Raw genomic sequence first — 17,232 nt, 5'->3', positions numbered from 1 at the left:
CTGCGGGCACATCACCGCGCAGGCGGCCTCCTGCGGCCACGGCGTCTCGGTGTCTACGCCCTCCTGGTGGGGGCGACCACCGTCGTCTACATGGCGGTTCCCGCGACCAGGACCCCGTTGTGGGCCGTCATCGGGCTCGGCGGCGTCGCCGCCATGATCACCGGAATCCGCGTCAACCGCCCGCCCCACCGCTGGCCGTGGCTCCTGCTGGCCGGCGGGCTGCTGGCCTTCTCCGCGGGCGACACGTCGTACAACGTGATGGAGTCGTACTTCCACTTCAACAACCCGTTCCCCTCCCCCGCGGACGCCTGCTACCTGGCCGTGTATCCGCTGTTCGCCGGCGGCCTCTACGGCCTCGTCCGCTACCGCTGGCCCGGTCACGACCTCCCCAGCCTGCTCGACGCGCTGATCTTCGCGCTGGGGCTCGCCCTGCCGGTCTGGGTCTTCCTCGTACAGCCGCTCACCCATGTGCCCGGCATGACCTGGCAGCAGCGCGCCATCAGCATCGCCTACCCGATCGGCGACGTCCTCGTCCTCGCGATGCTGGCCCGCCTGCTGGCCGCCAGCCACGGCTCCGGCCGCATCCGCTCACTGCAGCTCCTCGTGCTGGGCACCGCGACGCTGCTCACCTTCGACATCGCGTACGGGATCCTCCAGCTCAACGACCTGTGGCAGACCGGGACCCTGCTGGACTCCGGCTGGATCGTGTTCTACACCGCCTGGGGGCTCGCCGGGCTCCATCCCTCGATGGTGGAACTCACCCGGCCCGTGATGCGGCAGGAATCCCTGCGGCCCACGCCCCGACGGCTGCTCCTGCTCGCCGCGGCCACCCTGGTGGCACCCGGGATTCTGCTGTACGAGGGCCGACGCGGCAACGCGCAGGACGCCGCCGTGATCGCGGTCTTCTCCGCCGCGCTCTTCCTCCTGGTGATCCTGCGGCTCTCCGGGATGGTGGTCGCCCACCGCGACGCCGTCGCGCGCGAGCAGGCACTGCGCACGGCGGCCACGGCCCTCGTCTCGGCATCGAGACCGCAGGACGTGGCGCGGGCCTGCGACACCACCGTCAGCACGCTGTTCGGGCCCAAGGTCCTGCACCGGAGTCTCGTCCTTCCGGCCGAATACGCGAGCGGGCTGGCGACTCGCCGCTCGCATCTCGTGCCCACCACGGAACTCGGGGCGGACATCGCGGGCCGCCTCGACGGTCTGCCGACCACCCTGGTGTGCCCCATGATCCCGCCCGACGAGCCGACCGGAGAGCTGCCGGGCGTGCTGATGGCGGCGGGTCCCGAGCAGCAACTCCGCGAGATCCAGAGCTCGCTGGAGATCCTGGCCTCGCACGCAGGTCTGGCCGTCGAGCGCATCGCGCTGCGCCAGGAGATCATCCGCAAGGAGAGCGAGGCGTACTTCCGCACGCTGGTGCGCAACGCCTCGGACGTCATCCTGATCGTCGAGGACGACAACTCCGTCCGGTACGCGAGCCCCTCCGCGCGAGCCGTCTTCGGCCAGGTGGAGCTGACCGGGGTGCCGCTGCCCGAACTGGTGGACTCCAGCGACCGGACCCGGGTGGTCAGGGGACTCGCCGCCCTGCGGAACGGCGGCGCCCCCGAGACCCACGACCACTGGTGGGTGCTGCGCGACGGCAACCGCATCGAGGTCGAGGTGCGCTGCAGCGATCTCCGCAAGGACCCCACGGTCGCCGGTCTGGTCATCACCCTGCGGGACGTGACCGAGCAACGGCGCCTGGAACACGAGCTGACGGAGCGGGCGTTCCACGATCCGCTGACCGGTCTGCCCAACCGGACCCTGCTCCTGGAGCGGATCGAGCGCGCCCTGCTCCGCAGCCGCCGCGGGACCACGCTCACCTGTCTGCTCTTCATCGACCTCGACGACTTCAAGATGGTCAACGACACGATGGGGCACTCCACCGGCGACCATCTGCTGACCGCCGTCGGCGAGCGGCTCTCGGGGGCGCTGCGCCGCACGGACACCGCGGCGCGCCTCGGGGGCGACGAGTTCGCGGTGCTGATGGAGGACGCGAAGAAACCGCTGGACGCCGAACTCCTGGCGGCCCAGGTGATCCAGGCGCTGAGCAGGCCGTTCAGTCTGCGCGAGGGCTCGGTGAGCGTGTCCGCGAGCGTCGGCGTGGCCACCGCCAGGGACAGCACGGACGCCGAGGAACTCCTCGGTCACGCGGACCTGGCCCTCTACGCGGCCAAGGCCGCGGGCAAGCGGCAGTGGCGCAGGTTCCTGCCCCGGCTGCGGGTGCGGATGGTGGAACGGCACGACCTTCAGGCACGCCTCGACGGCGCCGTCGCCCGGTCCGAGTTCACCCTGCGCTACCAGCCCGTCGTCGACATCAGCGCGGGCGAGGTCGTCGGCTTCGAGGCGCTGGCCCGCTGGCCGCGCCCGCACCACGAGCCGGTTCCGCCGGACCAGTTCATCGCCCTCGCCGAGGAGACCGGGCACATCACCCCCCTGGGCGCGTGGGTCCTGTCGAACGCCACCACCGACATCGCCGGACTCCAGCGGACGGCCGACGGGGCGGACCCGCCCTACGTCAGCGTCAACGTCTCGCCCCGCCAGTTCCGCGACAGCGGGTTCCTGGCCGAGGTGCGCAGGGCGCTGGAGACCCCGGGGCTCGCCCCGGGGTCGCTCCAGCTCGAACTGACCGAGACGGTGCTCATGCGCCGGGACGCGCAGATTCAGGCGGTCCTGTATTCGCTGAAGGACCTCGGGGTACATATAGCCGTGGACGACTTCGGCAGCGGCTACTCCTCATTGCGGTACCTGCGCGATTTCCCCGTGGACGTCTTGAAGATCGACAAGACGTTCATCGACGACATCGCGCTGGACACCCGGCAGGTCGCACTCGTCGAGGGCATCGTCGGTCTGGCGGACACCCTGGGCATCCAGGTGATCGCCGAGGGGATCGAGGATCCGGTGCAACGGGATCTCCTGGCCGGAATGGGGTGCCGGTTCGGCCAGGGTTTCCTTTTCGCCCGGCCGATGACGGTGCAGCAGAGCGAGTTCCTGCTGCGGCAGCGCGACGGGGTTCGCACCCCGGCACGGTCCGCCGACAGGGCGGCGGAAACGAGGTACTCCATGGGACAGACGGATCCGGAATCCGCCGGCCCGCGCGAACGGCCGCCCGCCCTGCCCGGGGCGGCGCGGAGCGACACCGGGCGGTCGGACCACCCGCCGTCGGAAGGTCCGCCGTCGGAGGGGCCGCGGCTGGAGGGCCCGCGGCCGTACGACCCGCAGAAGGACGGCCCACGGAGCGACGGCCCACGCACCGACAGCCGGCGGACGGAAGGCGAGCGGACCGACGGCACCCGGTCGGACGGCGCGCAGTCGGACAGCACCCGCCGCTCCAGGCGCTGGCGCGATCTGGAACACCTGCGCCAGACCAGCCCCATGAGCGACGCCGTGCTGGACGAGGTACGTGGCCGGCACATCCGCAGCGGCGACCACTGGATGATCGACTTCGCCTCCTGCAACTACCTCGGCTTCGACTGCGATCCGGAGATCATCCAGGCGATCGAGCCGGCCGTGCGCCGCTGGGGCACCCACCCGAGCTGGTCCCGGCTGATCGGCAGTCCGCGGCTGTACCCCGACATCGAGGAGCGGCTGGCGGACCTGCTCGGCGCCCCGGACACGCTGCTGCTGCCCACGCTGACCCTGATCCACGCCTCGGTGATCCCCGCCCTCGCGGGTCAGGGTCATGTCTTCGTCGAGGCCACGGCGCACCGGACCGTGTTCGACGGCTGCGTGGGGGCCCGCGGACAGGGCGCGACGCTGCACCGGTTCCACGCCGGACGCCCGGACGAACTGGCCACCATGCTGGACGCCGTGCCCGCCGAGTCGCCCCGTCTGGTCTGCCTGGACGGCGTGAACAGCATGAGCGGGAACATCCCCGACCTGCCGAAGCTCACCGAGGTGTGCAGGCCGCGCAACGCCCTGCTGTACATCGACGACGCGCACGGCTTCGGCGTCATCGGGGAGCGCGGCCCGAACGAGTCGTGTCCGTACGGGGACCGCGGCAACAGCATCGTCCGGCACACGGGAGAGTCGTACGAGGGGATCGTGCTCGTCGGCGGGTTCTCCAAGGCGTACTCGTCGCTGCTGGCGTTCGTGGCGCTGCCGAGTTCGCTCAAGGACCGCCTCAAGACCGCGGCGGGCCCCTACCTCTACTCGGGTCCCTCCCCCACCGCCTCCCTGGCCACGGCGCTGGCCGGGCTCGACGTCAACGACAGCCGCGGGGACGACATCCGGGCCGATCTGTACCGCAAGACCGGGCGGGTGCTCGACCATCTGGAGGAGCTCGGGGTGGGCACGCTCAACACGGACCGTCTGCCGATCATCGAGATCCCCCTGGCCGACGCCGACGACCTGGACGGGGTCGGCGGGTTCCTGTGGGACAACGGCATCTACGTGACCCTGGCGGCCTATCCCCTCGTACCACGCGACCGGGTCGGTTTCCGGGTCCAGCTCACCGCCCTCAACTCCGACGAGGACGTCGACCGGCTCAACGACACACTCACCCGGCTCACCGAACGCTACCGGCTGCGGCCGAGGGACGGAGTCAGCGATGGCGGTTCTCAATGACGACGTCAACTGGGACAGTTGGCCCGTCGAGGACTATCTGAGCGAGAACTACCGCGAGTTGCATCCCGCGGACGCGGCGGTCATCACCCATCACAGCGCGTTCTACCGCGCGTTCGCGCCGGGCGGCATCCGCCGGTCCGTGGAGGTCGGTGCCGGCCCCAACCTCTATCCGCTGATCCTCGCGTCCGCCGCGAGCCGTCACATCGACGCCGTGGAGGCGGGTGCCTCCAACGCCGCCTACCTGTCACGGCAGTTGGGCGGGCCGCCGGACGAGAGCTGGCTGCCGTTCCACGCCCTGTGCCGCAGCCTCAACCCGGACGTCCCCGAGACCCTGGAGGCGGCCCTGTCCCCGGTACGTCTGGTGCACGGCGACCTGAGGTCCATCGAACCGGGCGGCTACGACCTCGCCTCCATGCACTTCGTCGCCGAGGGGGCCACCGAGGACTTCGAGGAGTTCAAGGACTTCTGCCGCCGGTTCGTCCGGTGCGCGGCACCGGGCGGGCACCTGGTCGCCGCCTTCATGGAGAACATGCCGACCTACCGGATCGGCGCGGAGTCCCGCTGGCCCGGCTGCCCGGTGGACACGGACGTGATCACCGAGGTGTTCACCCCGCTCACCGACCGGCTCACGGTCAGCCGGATCCCGTCGGACCCGACCCTGCCGGACTACGGGGACTCCGGCATGGTCCTGCTCACCGGGGTCGCGGCCGCGGACTCAGCCGAGTTCCAGTGACGTCACCCCGTACACGCGTTCGCCCGCGAACTCCCTGACCGGGCCGGTGTACATACGGGCCGTCTCGAAGGAGGGGGCCAGACCGAGCTCCTCGACCAGGGCGACCGCCGCCGTGTTGATCAGGGGCACATCGACGGCGAGCGGCCCGCCGTCCGCGGCGGCGGCGAGCGCGGAGAAGAGGGCGCGGGCGTCGTCGGCGGTGTCGGCGAACAGCGGCCCGACCCGCAGGGAGTCACGCGCCGGACGGATCACGGCGTACCCGCTCAGCCGGCCGTCGGTGTGCCGGACGAAGGTGCGGTGTCCGGGGGCGGTCAGCCACGACTCCAGGAACACCGGCCGGTCGGCCGGGTAGCAGGCGCTGTCGTACGCGGTGATCGCCGCGTGGTCCGCCGGCCCGGCCGCGCGCACGTCGGCCGGCTCCTCCTCGGCCGGCACCGCGCCGGTGAACCGGGCGGTGCGGTAGGCGAGTTCGAAACCGGACTTGCGGTAGTTGTCCTGCTGCGCGACCACGCCGTCGAGGCCGACGGTCCGGCCGCCCGCGTGGGCCAGGGCCGTCTCCCACGTGGCGAGGCCGTAGCCCTTCCCGCGCAGATCGGGGCGTACGAGATAGAAGCCCAGGAAGGCGTAGTCGTCGCTGTGGTTGACCACCGAGATGGCCGAGACCGGCTCCCCGTCGACACGTCCGATGAAGAAGCCCCCGGGATCCTGTACGAAGAAGCTCGCGCTGTCGGACAGGCCGGGATTCCATCCCTCGTCCGCGGCCCAGCCGCCGACGACCTTCCAGTCGTCGAGCGTGGCCTGGCTGACGACGAGGCCGTCGGGTCCCGGAGAGGTCATGGGGGCACTCCAATGCGTACGGGTCGGATGCGCGCCGGCGTACGGGCACGCGGTCCGCCGGCCGGTCGGTCGCGCAGCATCCTTGCCGATCTCCGTGCCGCTCGCAGCGACGGGCACCGCGCGCCGGAAGGGATTCGGCCACCTCCGCGCACCCGCCCGCCTTCGACCCCGTCGTGGCCGGGCCCCCGGACCCCGTAACGGGGGAAGGACCGGAAGGAGGCTCCACCGGTCACCCGTCCGATGGAGCCTCCCGTTCGTGACCGCCGCGGGTCAGCGCACCGCGCCGGGCCGGAACCGGCGGAACAGGACGGCGCCGCCCAGCAGCATCGCCGCGCTCGCCGCGATGGCCGGCATCGCGCCGTCCGCGCCCGTGTGGGCGAGGGTGGCCACGGCTCCGTCCCGCTCCGTGGCCTGCTCCGGGCCCGCGGTGGCGGGGACCGCCGCCGGGGTGGACGGCCTCGGGGCGGGCTTCACGCCGTGGTGGGCCCGCACGGGCTTCGCACCGGAGGTGTTGACCGACTCGTTCCCGACGGCCGGGTTGCCGAGGCCGACGACCGTCACGGAGTTGCCGCTGACGTTGACCGGGAGATCCACCGGGAGCTGCAGGCCGTTGCCCGAGAGAACACCCGGCGAATCCTTTCCGCGGCCGTGCGCGACCGCACCCCCGCCGTCGCGGCTGTGGCCGGCCGTGCCGCCGCGGCCGGTGGTGCCGGCGTGCGCTCCGGCTCCCCCGTGCCGCACGCCGCCGGTCGCGGCGGTGCCGCCGCCCTGGTTGGCGCAGCGGTTGCCCGCGGCGGGGTTGAGCAGCCCGGCCACGTTCACCGTGTTCCCGCACAGGTTCACGGGCACGTGCACGGGAAGCTGGACGGTGTTGCCGGAGATCAGGCCGGGCGAGCCTGCCGCCGCGCCGTCCGCCGCGGAGTCGGCGTGCGCCGGCATGGCCGCGGCCAGCGCGCCCGAGGCGGCGGCCGCGGCGATCAAACCATTTCGGGTCACCCGTTTCATTCGTTCACTGCCTTCCTGACAACGACGTGGGCGCTCGCCCACATTGCCAAGAACGTCTGCGGACCATCCGAGTTATGGCTTGTCGGCCTTTCACCCCTTCGAGCGTCACCTCTTTCGAACGGCCGCCGCATCCCGTACGGCGGGGCGGCCCACGGCCACGGGGCACGGCGGCCCCCCGGCGGGGACGGCGGCCGGGCCGCTCGCCCGGAGGCGTGCCCCGAAAGCCGCGTCTATCGTGATCCGGGAGGTATCGCCGGTCCACCGCAGGCGACCCGGGAGGCAGGCATGCTGTCCGTGCACCAACGCTTCGCGGTCGCGGGAGCCGCCACCGCGACGCTGACCCTGCTGGCGGCGGGTCTGCCCGCCGCGGCGACCGCCGACGACGGGCCCGACCTGTCCCGCTTCCGGGACCAGAAGGTCACGTGGGCGGCCTGCAAGGGCGAGGGCATGCCCAAGGACCTGCAGTGCGGCAAGGTCACCGTCCCCGTGGACTACGCCCGGCCGGGCCGGGGCACGCTCGACCTGGCGCTGGCCCGCTACCGGGCGACCGGACATTCGCGGGGTTCCTTGGTGCTGAACTTCGGCGGTCCGGGCGGGGCGGGCGTTCCCGGTCTGGCCGCGAGCGGCAAGGACTTCATGGGCCTGACGAACGGCTACGACGTGGTGACCTTCGACCCTCGCGGAGTGGGCCGTTCCTCGCCGGTGAGCTGCGGCGACGGCGCGGACGAGATATTCGGGGCCGCCGCGGCCGACACCGATGTGCAGGCGGCGCTCAAGGCGGTCAAGAAGGCCGCCGACACCTGCGCCCGGCACTCGGGGGCCGTCCTCCCGCACATCGGCACGGTCGACGCCGCCCGCGACCTGGACGTGATCCGCGCGGCGCTCGGCGACAAGAAGCTCAACTACCTCGGCTTCTCGTACGGGACGCGGCTGGGCGCGGTCTACGCGGCGCAGTTCCCCAAGCGGACGGGGCGGATGGTGCTCGACGGGGTCGACACCCTCACCGAGCCGATCACCGAACAGGGCCGCATAGGCGCGGAGGGCCAGCAGACCGCGCTCGACGACTTCATCACCTGGTGCGCGAAGAACCTGGCCTGCCCGTTCGGCCAGGACCCGCGCAGCGCGGGCGAGCAGATGGTCCAGCTCGTCAAGTCGCTCGACGAGGACCCGGTGCCGTCGGCCTTCGGCCCGGCGTTCTCGGGGCAGGACCTGGTGGGGGCGATCAGCCAGGCGCTCTACAGCAAGCAGATGTGGCCGGTCCTCGAACAGGCCCTCGGTCAGCTGATCCAGGACGGCGACACCCACGGACTCGACCAGCTCTACGGCGGCGCCTCCCTGCCCGCCACCGCCACGCCCGTCCGGCAGCGGCCGCCGCACAACGGCGGGCTCGTCGACGCGGAGGACGTCCCCCTCGACAACCTCCCCGCCGCCCTGATGGCCATCAACTGCGCCGACGACCCCGACCGGCCCAGCGCCGGCGAGGTGGCACGGCAGGTCGCCGCCCTGCGCGCCTCCTATCAGGAGGCGTCCCCGGTCTTCGGGCAGTACCGGCTCGCGCAGGTGCTGATGTGCTACGGCCGTCCGAAGGGCACCGACTACATACGCGAGAAGGTCCGCGACGTACCCGCCTCCAAGATGCTGCTCGTCGGCACCCGCGGGGACCCGGCGACTCCGTACCGCTGGACCCTGGAGACCGCCAGGCGTCTGGGCTCCTCCGCCGTGGTCCTCGACAACAAGGGCGAGGGGCACACCGGGTACGCGTCCTCGAAGTGCGTGCACCGCAAGGTCGACGACTTCCTGCTGTACGGGTCCCTGCCGGCCAGCGGCAGCTCCTGCGGTCCGGAGAACACGGACGGCTACTGACGGACACCCCACCGAGTGAGCGTGACAACCCGCGCGGGTCTCCCGATCGGCGGCTTTCGTCCCCATGGGTTTGACTCGGGATGTGCGCCGGATGCTCCCACTGCTGCTCGTCGCCCTCGGTGCCGCCGGGGCGCTGCTCCTGGCGGGCGCCGTCTCGGCGTGGTGGTGGTGCGCGGCGGGCCCGCTGCTCGCGCTGACCGCGCTCGGTGCCCGGGACCTCGCCCAGCGCCGGGACTCGGTGCTGCGCAACTATCCGCTGCTGGGCCGCGTCCCGTTCCTGCCGGCGGCCGTGCGCCCGACGTGGCGGCGGTACGTCGTCGAGCGCGCCGTCGACGGGCGGCCCTACGACCAAAGCGTCCGCGCGCTGGTGTACGAGCGTGCCGCGGGGGCCGAGGCCGAGGCGCCGTCCGGCACGGGGCGTGCGGTGTACGAGGACGGCCACGAGTTCCTGGAGCCGTCGTTGCGCCCGGTCGGGGTGCCGGACGAGCCGCCCGTCGTCCGGGTGGGCGGTCCCGACTGCACCCAGCCCTACGACATGGCTCTCCTGAACGTCTCCGCGATGAGCTTCGGGGCTCTGTCGTCGAACGCCGTCCTGGCGCTCAACAGGGGCGCGGCGCTGGGGGGTTTCGCGCACGACACCGGCGAGGGCGGCCTCTCGGACCACCATCTGCGGGGCGGCGGTGATCTCGTCTGGGAGATCGGCACGGGGTACTTCGGGTGCCGTACCCCCGAAGGGGACTTCGAGGCACGGGAGTTCGCGGACAAGGCCGCGCTGCCCGAGGTGAAGTGCGTATCGCTGAAGCTGTCCCAGGGAGCGGGACCGGGGGTGGGGGGTGTGTTGCCCGGGGTGAAGGTGAGCGCGGAGATCGCCCGTGAGCGCGGTGTGCCCGAGGGCGTGACCGTGGTGTCGCCCGCGTGTCACCGGGTGTTCTCGACGCCGAGGGAACTGGTGCTGTTCATCGCGCGGATGCGGGAGCTGGCGGGCGGCAAGCCCACGGGCTTCAAGCTCTGTGTCGGCTCGCGGCGCCAGTTCCTGGCGGTCTGCAAGGCGATGCTCGCCGAGGGGGTGACACCCGACTTCGTCGTCGTGGACGGCTCGGAGGGCGGCACCGGCGCCGGTCCCCGGGAGTTCGCCGGCTCGGTCGGTACGCCGCTGACCGAGGGGCTGATGACGGTGCGCAACGCGCTGGTCGGCACCGGGCTGCGGGACCGGGTCAGGATCGGCGCGAGCGGCGGCATCGCCACCGGCCCGGACATCGTCAGACGCCTGCTCCAGGGAGCCGACTACACCAACGCGGCCCGCGCGATGATGCTCGCCCTCGGCTGCGTCCAGGCCGGGCGCTGCCACACGGACACCTGCCCGACCGGGGTGGCGACCCAGGATCCGCGCCGGGTCCGCGCCCTGGACGTGGCCGACAAGTCCGAGCGGGTACGGCGCTACCAGCGGGCCACCGTGCTCGGCGCGAGCCGGATCATGGCCGCGATGGGTGTGCGGGATGCCGGTGGGCTCACCCCGGACCTGCTCATGCGGCGCGTCGGTCCGACGGCGGTGAGGTCGTACGCGGAGCTCTACGAGTGGCTGGCGCCCGGGGTCCTGCTGGCCGAGCCGCCCCCGGACTGGGCGTCGGACTGGGCCGCCGCCGATCCGGACGCCTTCTGAACGGACGGGCGTCAGAAGTCCACGGGGTCCCGCACGATGGGGCAGGTCATGCAGTGGCCGCCGCCGCGCCCCCGGCCCAGTTCGGAGCCGACGATGGTGATGACCTCGATCCCGGCCTTGCGCAGCAGGGCGTTGGTCTGGGTGTTGCGGTCGTAGGTGAACACCACACCGGGCTCCAGGGCGACGGCGTTGTTGCCGCTGTCCCACTGCTGGCGCTCGGAGGCGTACACGTCGCCGCCGGTCTCGACGATCCGCAGTTCGGGCAGTCCCAGTGCCTCGGCGACGACGTCGGTGAACGCGCGTGAGCCCTCGTCGGTGAGCTCGACGCCGGGCGCCTTGTCGCTGGGCCGCAGGGAGAACGTGTGCACCGAGTCCATGATGGCCGGATACAGGGTGACGAGGTCGCGGTCGGCGAAGGTGAAGACGGTGTCGAGGTGCATCGCGGAGCGCAGTTTCGGCATGCCCGCGACGACGACGCGCTCGGCGGCCCCGGCCTGGAAGAGGGCGGCCGCGACCTGGCTGATGGCCTGCCGGGAGGTGCGTTCGCTCATGCCCATAAGGACGACGCCGTTGCCGACCGGCATGATGTCGCCGCCCTCGAAGGTGGCCTGGCCCCAGGAGAGTTCGGGGTCGCCCCACCACACCGTGGAGCCCGTGAAGTCCGGATGGAAGGAGTAGACGGCCTTCATCAGGAGCGTCTCGTCGTGCCGGGCCGGCCAGTAGAGCGGGTTGAGGGTCAGGCCCTCGTAGAGCCAGCACGTGGTGTCGCGGGTGTAGAGGGTGTTGGGCAGCGGCGGCATGAGGTATTCGCGCACGCCGGTCGATTCGCGGGCCAGGGAGAGGTAGCCGGTGCGGAACTCGTCGGGCAGGTCGGCGGTGGAGAGTCCGCCGATCAGGAACTCGGCGAGGGCGGCGGGTTCGAGGGACTCCAGGAAGGCCCGGGTGCCGTCGACGAGTCCGAGTCCGACCTCGTTCGCGGTGATCTTCCGGTCGAGGAGCCAGTCCTTCGCCGGGGGCAGGGCCATGGTCTGGGCGAGCAGGTCGTGCAGTTCCACGACCTCCACCCCGCGTCCGCGCAGTTTGTCGACGAAGTCGGCGTGGTCGCGCTGGGCGTTCTCCACCCACATCACGTCGTCGAAGAGCAGATCGTCCGCGTTGGTCGGGGTGAGCCTGCGGTGGGCGAGGCCCGGTGCGCAGACCAGGACCTTGCGCAGCCTGCCGACCTCGGAGTGGACGCCGTACGGCGGACGGCTCGTGGTGTCTTCACTGGTCACGGTGTGCCTCTCTCCGGGCGGGGGGCGGACGGGTTCACAGACTGATCCAGCCCAGCGCCAGGGCGACGATCCCGGTGACGGCACCGACGACCGAGACGACGAGGATGACCAGTTCACGGGGCGAGAACGGCGTCCTGCCCTGTTCGCGGCGCGCCATCACGAACAGCACGGTGGCGGGCGCGTAGATGATGAAGGAGACGAGGAGGTACTTGAGTCCGGCCGCGTAGAGCAGGAAGGCGGTGTAGACGGTGGCGAGGGCGGCGACGACGAGATCCCCGCCGAAGCGTCGCCGGGCGATCTTCAGGGCGAAGGCCGCCGCCAGCAGGAACGGGATCAGGGTCAGGGCGCTGGTCAGGTCGAGCGCGAAGTTGAAGGCGTCGTCCGAGAAGAGGGTGACGACCAGGACCACCTGGGTGAGCAGGGTGGTCAGCAGCAACGCGGGCACGGGCACGTCGGCCCGGGTGGAGCGGGCCAGGAAGCGGGGCATGTCCTCGTCCTTGGCGGCGACGAACAGCACTTCGGCGGCCATCAGCGTCCAGGCGAGGTAGGCGCCGAGCACCGAGACGATGAGGCCGACGCTGACGAAGACCTCGCCCCAGGTGCCGACCGCGCTCTCCAGGACCCCGGCCATCGACGGCTGTCTGAGCTCGGCGATCTCCGCCATGGGCAGCAGCCCGTACGACACGATCGTGACCGAGGCGAAGACGGCGAACACGCTGAGGAACCCGAGGACGGTGGCCCGGCCGACGTCCTCGCGGCGCTTGGCGTGGCGCGAGTAGACGCTCGCCCCCTCGACGCCGAGGAACACGAAGACGGTGGCCAGCATGGTGCCCCTGACCTGATCGAAGAGTGAACCCGCGTACGCGGCGCCGCCCCAGTTCTCGGCGAAGACATGGGGTTTGAGATAGAAGAGCGCCAGGACGACGAAGACGAGGATCGGCACGACCTTGGCGACCGTGACGATCCGGTTGATGGCGGCCGCTTCCTTGACGCCTCGCCGGATCAGGAGGAAGAAGGCCCACAGGCCGACCGAGGAGAGGACGACGGCAAGGACGGTGTCCCCGTCGCCCAGTGCGGGCGCGATGGCCCCGATGGTCGACATGATGAGCACCCAGTAGGTCACGTTGCCCACGCAGGCACTGGCCCAGTAGCCGAAGGCCGAGAAGAAGCCGAGGTATTCGCCGAAGCCGGCCTTGGCGTAGGCGTAGACACCCGCGTCGAGGTCGGGCCTGCTGACGGCGAGCCGCTGGAAGACGAAGGCGAGCATCAGCATGCCGGTGCCGGCGACGGCCCAGGCGATCAGCGCGCCCGCGACACCCGTCTCCTGGGCGAACCGCCGCGGGAGGGAGAACACCCCGGCGCCGACCATGGAGCCGACGACCATCATGGAGAGCGTGACCAGGGTCAGCTTGGCGGCCGGTGCCGCCTCGGATTCGGTGTCGACCTGCGTCATGGCTGTCCTGCGGGGAGGGCATCGTCGTGCGCGACCACGATGCGGCAACGTCATCTGGCGACCTGAGCGACATTAACAACCAATTGCCCGGAATGTGCGGCGAGGACCGGCACCCGGGTGCTGCGTCGCCGATGCCCGCGGCCGACAATCGGATCACCGGGCCGGAGCGGTCTCGGCAGTCGTCGGAGAGGTGCGCACCGCGTGAGCGAGCTGTTGGGTGTGGCGGTACTGGGTGCCGGACATATGGGGGCCGACCATGTACGCCGCCTGGACCGGGTGGTGAGCGGCGCCAGGGTGGCCGCCGTGGCGGATCCTGACACCGGGCGCGCCGAGGAGGCGGTCGCCGGTATCGACGGCGCCTCGGTCCACGCCGAGCCGGCGGCCGCGCTCGACGCACCCGGGGTGGAGGCCGTCCTCGTCGCCTCCCCCGGCCCCGCGCACGAGGAGGCCCTCCTCGCGGCGTTCGCCCGGGGACTTCCGGTGCTGTGCGAGAAGCCGCTGACGCCGGAGTCGGCCGGGGCGCTGCGGGTGATGGAGGCGGAGGTGCGGCTCGGGCGACGGCTGGCGCAGGTCGGGTTCATGCGCCGCTACGACGCCGAGTACCAGCGCCTGAAGTCCCTGCTGGACGGCGGCCGGCTGGGCCGCCCGCTGATGCTGCACTGCACGCATCGCAACGTCTCCTCGCCGCCCGGCTTCACCTCGGCGATGCTCGTCAACAGTTCCGTCTCGCACGAGATCGACGCGGCGCGCTGGCTGCTGGGGCAGGAGATCACCGCGGTGACCGTGGTGCGCCCCCGGTCGTCGGCGACCGCGCCCGAGGGGCTGATCGACCCTCAGTTCGTCCTGTTCGAGACGGCCGGCGGCGCGCTGGTCGACGTCGAGGTCTTCGTGAACTGCGGATTCGGCTACCAGGTGGGGTGCGAGGCCGTGTGCGAGTCGGGGAGCGCGCGGATCGGGGACGAACGCTCCATGGCCGTGACCGCGGCGGGCGGCCGCAGCGAGGAGGTGGCGCAGGACTATCTCGTGCGCTTCGCCGACGCCTACGACCGCGAGGTGCAGGCATGGGTGGACGCCACCCGGGCCGGCCGGGTCACGGGCCCCGGGATCTGGGACGGGTACGCGGCGTCCGCCGTCGCCGAGGCGGGAGTCCGGGCGCTGGAGAGCGGCATCCGGACGACCGTCGAACTCGTCGCGCGCCCGGCTCTCTACGCCTGACCGGCGCGCCGTCGGGGGCGTTCCGGTCGAGTCGAGTCCGCGACTCCGTTATGGCCTATCGCATCCGTGATAGGATCTAACAGACCGATGTTCCGCACCCCGACACGAAGAGGCGACGCCCGTGGCCGCAGACAGCCGGAACGGCACCGGCCCGCGCGACCGGTTCCGCGCACAGGTGCGCCAGGAAGTGAAGACCGCGGCGCTGCGCCAGCTCGCCGAGGGCGGTCCGGAAGCGCTGTCCCTCAACGCGATCGCCAAGCAGCTCGGCATGACGGGGCCCGCGCTCTACCGCTACTTCGCCAACCGCGACAGCCTGTTGACCGACCTCGTCGTCGACGCCTACGGGGACCTCGCGTCGAGTCTCGCCCGGGCCGCCGAGAGCGGCCCGGCGGACCCGGCCGCCCGGCTGGCCGGGCTGGTGCACGCCTACCGGGCCTGGGCGCTGGCCGAGCCGCACCGCTACCGCCTGCTCTTCCGGGCCCCGCTCCAGGGTTACGACGCCCAGGCCGCGACCCTGGTGGAGGCCTCGCAGCCGGCCATGGCCGTGCTCCTCGACGCGGTGAGCGCCCTGGCCGAGCCGGATCCGCGGGCCCCGGACGGCGCGGCGGCGGGATTCCTGGAGTGGCGCGAGCGGCACGGCTTCGAGGACGTGCCGGAGGCGGTCGCCGCGCGCTCCACCCTCCTATGGGCCCATCTGCACGGCATGGTCGCCCTGGAGATCGAGGGCAACTTCGCGTCGATGGGCATCGATCCGTCCTATCTGTACGAGGCCGAGCTGACGGACTTCGCGCGATCGCTCTGAACGAACCCCGGACACTCGCACAAACGCCCTTCGAACAGCAGAATGAAAGCCCCGCCGGGGACTGCCCGCGCCCCCCAAGTCGCGTACGGTGTCTACGACTTGACATCACACGGCGACTACCGCATCGGGACCGGTCACCCACTCCGGGAGGACTGCGGCATATGCCAGAAGCATGACCGTATCGGGTGTTGCCAAACCACTTACAGTGCGTCGCGGGCTGTGCGACAGTCGTAGCGGTCCTTCCGTCACCGAGGTCGTACCGTCCCCGCATCGGAGTACGTCATGCCACCCCATCTCTCTGCGGACCGCCCCGCCGGCCAGCCGCCCAGCCGCGGCACGGTCGACGCGCTCATCTCGCAGACCCGCGCCCTGCGCGGCGAGGTGGACGCGGTACGGCGCGAGGCGCCCGCCGACGAGGAGGACGCCCAAGGGCGCTGGCAGCGCGCGCTGTGCAACCTGGCGCTGCATCAGCTCAACGACCTGGACGCGCACCTGGCCCAACTCCGGGACGGGCCGACGGAGCTGCCCGTCCCGCCCGAGGCCACCGCCGCCGCGCGGACCGCGCAGGCCGCGCCCCCGGCCGGCTCGCTGCTGAGCCGGGTCGGCAGCGCCGAGTGGAACCTGCTGACGGACGAGGCCAGTTGGTCCGGTGAGCTCTACGAGATCCTGGGCCGCGACGCCGCCGCTCCCCCGCTCACCCTCGACGAACTGCCCTCACTGGTCCAGGACGAGGACCGGCCGATGCTGACGGCGATGGTCACCGACTGCCTCATCGACGCCAAGCCCATCGACGGCGAGTTCCGTATCGTGCGGCCCGACGGCGGCGTGCGGACCGTGCACATGATGGGTGAACCCGTGCTGGACGCCGACGGCAGCACCGCCTCGATGTGGGCCGTGCTGCGCGACGTCAGCGAACTGCGCCGCACCCAGCGGACGGTGGGCGAGACCGGGGAGTCCCTCCAGCGGCAGCGGCACCTCGCCCGGACCGAGCACCGGCTCGCGGTCGAACTCCAGGAGGCCGTCCTGCCGCCTTGGCGCGGCTCCCTGCGCCTCCCCCGCCGGGGACCCCGGGCGCTGGACGTGGCGGCCCACTATCTGCCCTCGTCGAGCAGCGCCCTCATCGGCGGCAACTGGTACGACGCCCTCGAACTCCCCGACGGGGAGACCCTGTTGAGCGTCGGCGACCTCACCGGCCACGGGGTCACCGTGACATCGGGCATGGCGATGCTGCTCGGCGCCCTGCGCGGCATGGCGGTCGCCGGCACCCAGCCGGGTCAACTCCTCTCCTGGCTCAACCAGTTGCTCGACTCCACCGTCCAGCCCGCGCTGGGCAGCGCCGTCTGCTGCCGCTACGTCCCCGCGACCCGCACCCTGAGCTGGGCGCAGGCGGGACACCCCGCCCCGCTGCTGTACCGCGACGGGACGGGGCGCGCGCTGTCCGCACCGGACGGCGTCCTGCTGGGAGCGACCTCCGGCGCCGTCTACGGGCAGGCCGAGGAAAGCCTCCGCGCGGGCGACCTGCTGCTCCTGCACACCGAGGGACTGGTACCCCGGCCAACAGCGGCCCCGCACCAGGAGGAGACCGGGAGTCAGGAAGGAGCGAGGGCCGTCCAGAGGCTGCTCGACCTGGCCCCACGCTTCGGCGAGGCCCGTACGGCCCAGGACTGTATTCGGATGGTTGTCGAGGAGTTCGGCGGGACCGAGCGCGAGGACGACGCCTGCGTGCTCATCGCCCGGATCGGCTCCTGAGGCAGGGCACGCCGAGGACGCCCGGCGCGACGAGGC

11 protein-coding genes are annotated in these 17,232 nt (G+C 72.0%); 7 read left to right on the top strand and 4 right to left on the bottom strand.

Annotation, left to right across the window (positions count from 1 at the left end; genetic code table 11):
• Positions 1–90: 90 nt before the first annotated feature.
• Together ACZ4TO_RS18160 and ACZ4TO_RS18155 are read left to right on the top strand one after the other, a co-directional pair.
• The gene (locus ACZ4TO_RS18160) at positions 91–4,605 is read left to right on the top strand and encodes an aminotransferase class I/II-fold pyridoxal phosphate-dependent enzyme (RefSeq protein ID WP_468024803.1); all 4,515 of its coding nucleotides are present in this window, start codon (positions 91–93) and stop codon (positions 4,603–4,605) included.
• On the top strand, positions 4,589–5,338 hold the full coding sequence (locus tag ACZ4TO_RS18155) for a class I SAM-dependent methyltransferase (protein ID WP_382796606.1): 750 nt from the start codon (positions 4,589–4,591) through the stop codon (positions 5,336–5,338). Before ACZ4TO_RS18160 ends, ACZ4TO_RS18155 begins: the two co-directional genes overlap by 17 nt.
• Here ACZ4TO_RS18155 and ACZ4TO_RS18150 read toward each other — a convergent pair.
• Entirely contained in the window at positions 5,321–6,175 is an 855-nt protein-coding gene (locus ACZ4TO_RS18150; RefSeq protein ID WP_468024701.1) for a GNAT family N-acetyltransferase, read from the bottom strand. The genes ACZ4TO_RS18155 and ACZ4TO_RS18150 overlap by 18 nt on opposite strands.
• Before the next feature lie 270 nt (positions 6,176–6,445).
• On the bottom strand, positions 6,446–7,180 hold the full coding sequence (locus ACZ4TO_RS18145; RefSeq protein WP_382796603.1) for a chaplin: 735 nt from the start codon (positions 7,178–7,180) through the stop codon (positions 6,446–6,448).
• Positions 7,181–7,465: 285 nt separating this feature from the next.
• Here ACZ4TO_RS18145 and ACZ4TO_RS18140 point away from each other — a divergent pair, with 285 nt between their 5' ends.
• Positions 7,466–9,043, top strand: a complete 1,578-nt coding sequence (locus ACZ4TO_RS18140; protein ID WP_382796601.1) for an alpha/beta hydrolase — start codon at positions 7,466–7,468, stop codon at positions 9,041–9,043.
• A gap of 91 nt (positions 9,044–9,134) precedes the next feature.
• Positions 9,135–10,703 carry an FMN-binding glutamate synthase family protein gene (locus ACZ4TO_RS18135; RefSeq protein WP_468024700.1) on the top strand — a complete coding sequence of 523 codons (1,569 nt, stop codon included), beginning with the start codon at positions 9,135–9,137 and terminating at the stop codon, positions 10,701–10,703.
• Between the two features lie 11 nt (positions 10,704–10,714).
• Here ACZ4TO_RS18135 and ACZ4TO_RS18130 read toward each other — a convergent pair whose 3' ends face one another.
• Positions 10,715–11,977, bottom strand: a complete 1,263-nt coding sequence (locus tag ACZ4TO_RS18130; RefSeq protein WP_468024699.1) for an arginine deiminase — start codon at positions 11,975–11,977, stop codon at positions 10,715–10,717.
• Positions 11,978–12,011: 34 nt separating this feature from the next.
• The gene (locus ACZ4TO_RS18125) at positions 12,012–13,430 is read right to left on the bottom strand and encodes a basic amino acid/polyamine antiporter (RefSeq protein WP_382796596.1); all 1,419 of its coding nucleotides are present in this window, start codon (positions 13,428–13,430) and stop codon (positions 12,012–12,014) included.
• A gap of 201 nt (positions 13,431–13,631) precedes the next feature.
• Between ACZ4TO_RS18125 and ACZ4TO_RS18120 the strand changes: the two genes are divergently transcribed.
• From ACZ4TO_RS18120 to ACZ4TO_RS18110, 3 genes are all read left to right on the top strand, one after another.
• Positions 13,632–14,645: a Gfo/Idh/MocA family protein gene (locus ACZ4TO_RS18120; protein WP_468024698.1), complete on the top strand. Its 1,014-nt coding sequence runs from the start codon at positions 13,632–13,634 to the stop codon at positions 14,643–14,645.
• Between the two features lie 121 nt (positions 14,646–14,766).
• Entirely contained in the window at positions 14,767–15,447 is a 681-nt protein-coding gene (locus ACZ4TO_RS18115) for a TetR/AcrR family transcriptional regulator (RefSeq protein WP_382796593.1), read from the top strand.
• Between the two features lie 282 nt (positions 15,448–15,729).
• A complete protein-coding gene (locus ACZ4TO_RS18110; RefSeq protein WP_468024697.1) occupies positions 15,730–17,196 on the top strand; it encodes a PP2C family protein-serine/threonine phosphatase in 1,467 nt (488 codons plus the stop codon).
• Positions 17,197–17,232 lie beyond the last annotated feature (36 nt).

Source organism: Streptomyces sp. NPDC028298 (assembly GCF_055565895.1).
This window is presented reverse-complemented; position numbering and strand designations above follow the sequence as displayed.

Bases quoted from the DNA above. Each gene is read 5' to 3' on its own strand.
- ACZ4TO_RS18110 (WP_468024697.1), top strand. From the start codon at position 15,730: ATGCCACCCCATCTCTCTGCGGACCGCCCCGCCGGCCAGCCGCCCAGC.
- ACZ4TO_RS18160 (WP_468024803.1), top strand. From the start codon at position 91: ATGGCGGTTCCCGCGACCAGGACCCCGTTGTGGGCCGTCATCGGGCTC.
- ACZ4TO_RS18125 (WP_382796596.1), bottom strand. From the start codon at position 13,430: ATGACGCAGGTCGACACCGAATCCGAGGCGGCACCGGCCGCCAAGCTG.
- ACZ4TO_RS18140 (WP_382796601.1), top strand. From the start codon at position 7,466: ATGCTGTCCGTGCACCAACGCTTCGCGGTCGCGGGAGCCGCCACCGCG.
- ACZ4TO_RS18135 (WP_468024700.1), top strand. From the start codon at position 9,135: ATGCTCCCACTGCTGCTCGTCGCCCTCGGTGCCGCCGGGGCGCTGCTC.
- ACZ4TO_RS18145 (WP_382796603.1), bottom strand. From the start codon at position 7,180: ATGAAACGGGTGACCCGAAATGGTTTGATCGCCGCGGCCGCCGCCTCG.
- ACZ4TO_RS18155 (WP_382796606.1), top strand. From the start codon at position 4,589: ATGGCGGTTCTCAATGACGACGTCAACTGGGACAGTTGGCCCGTCGAG.
- ACZ4TO_RS18150 (WP_468024701.1), bottom strand. From the start codon at position 6,175: ATGACCTCTCCGGGACCCGACGGCCTCGTCGTCAGCCAGGCCACGCTC.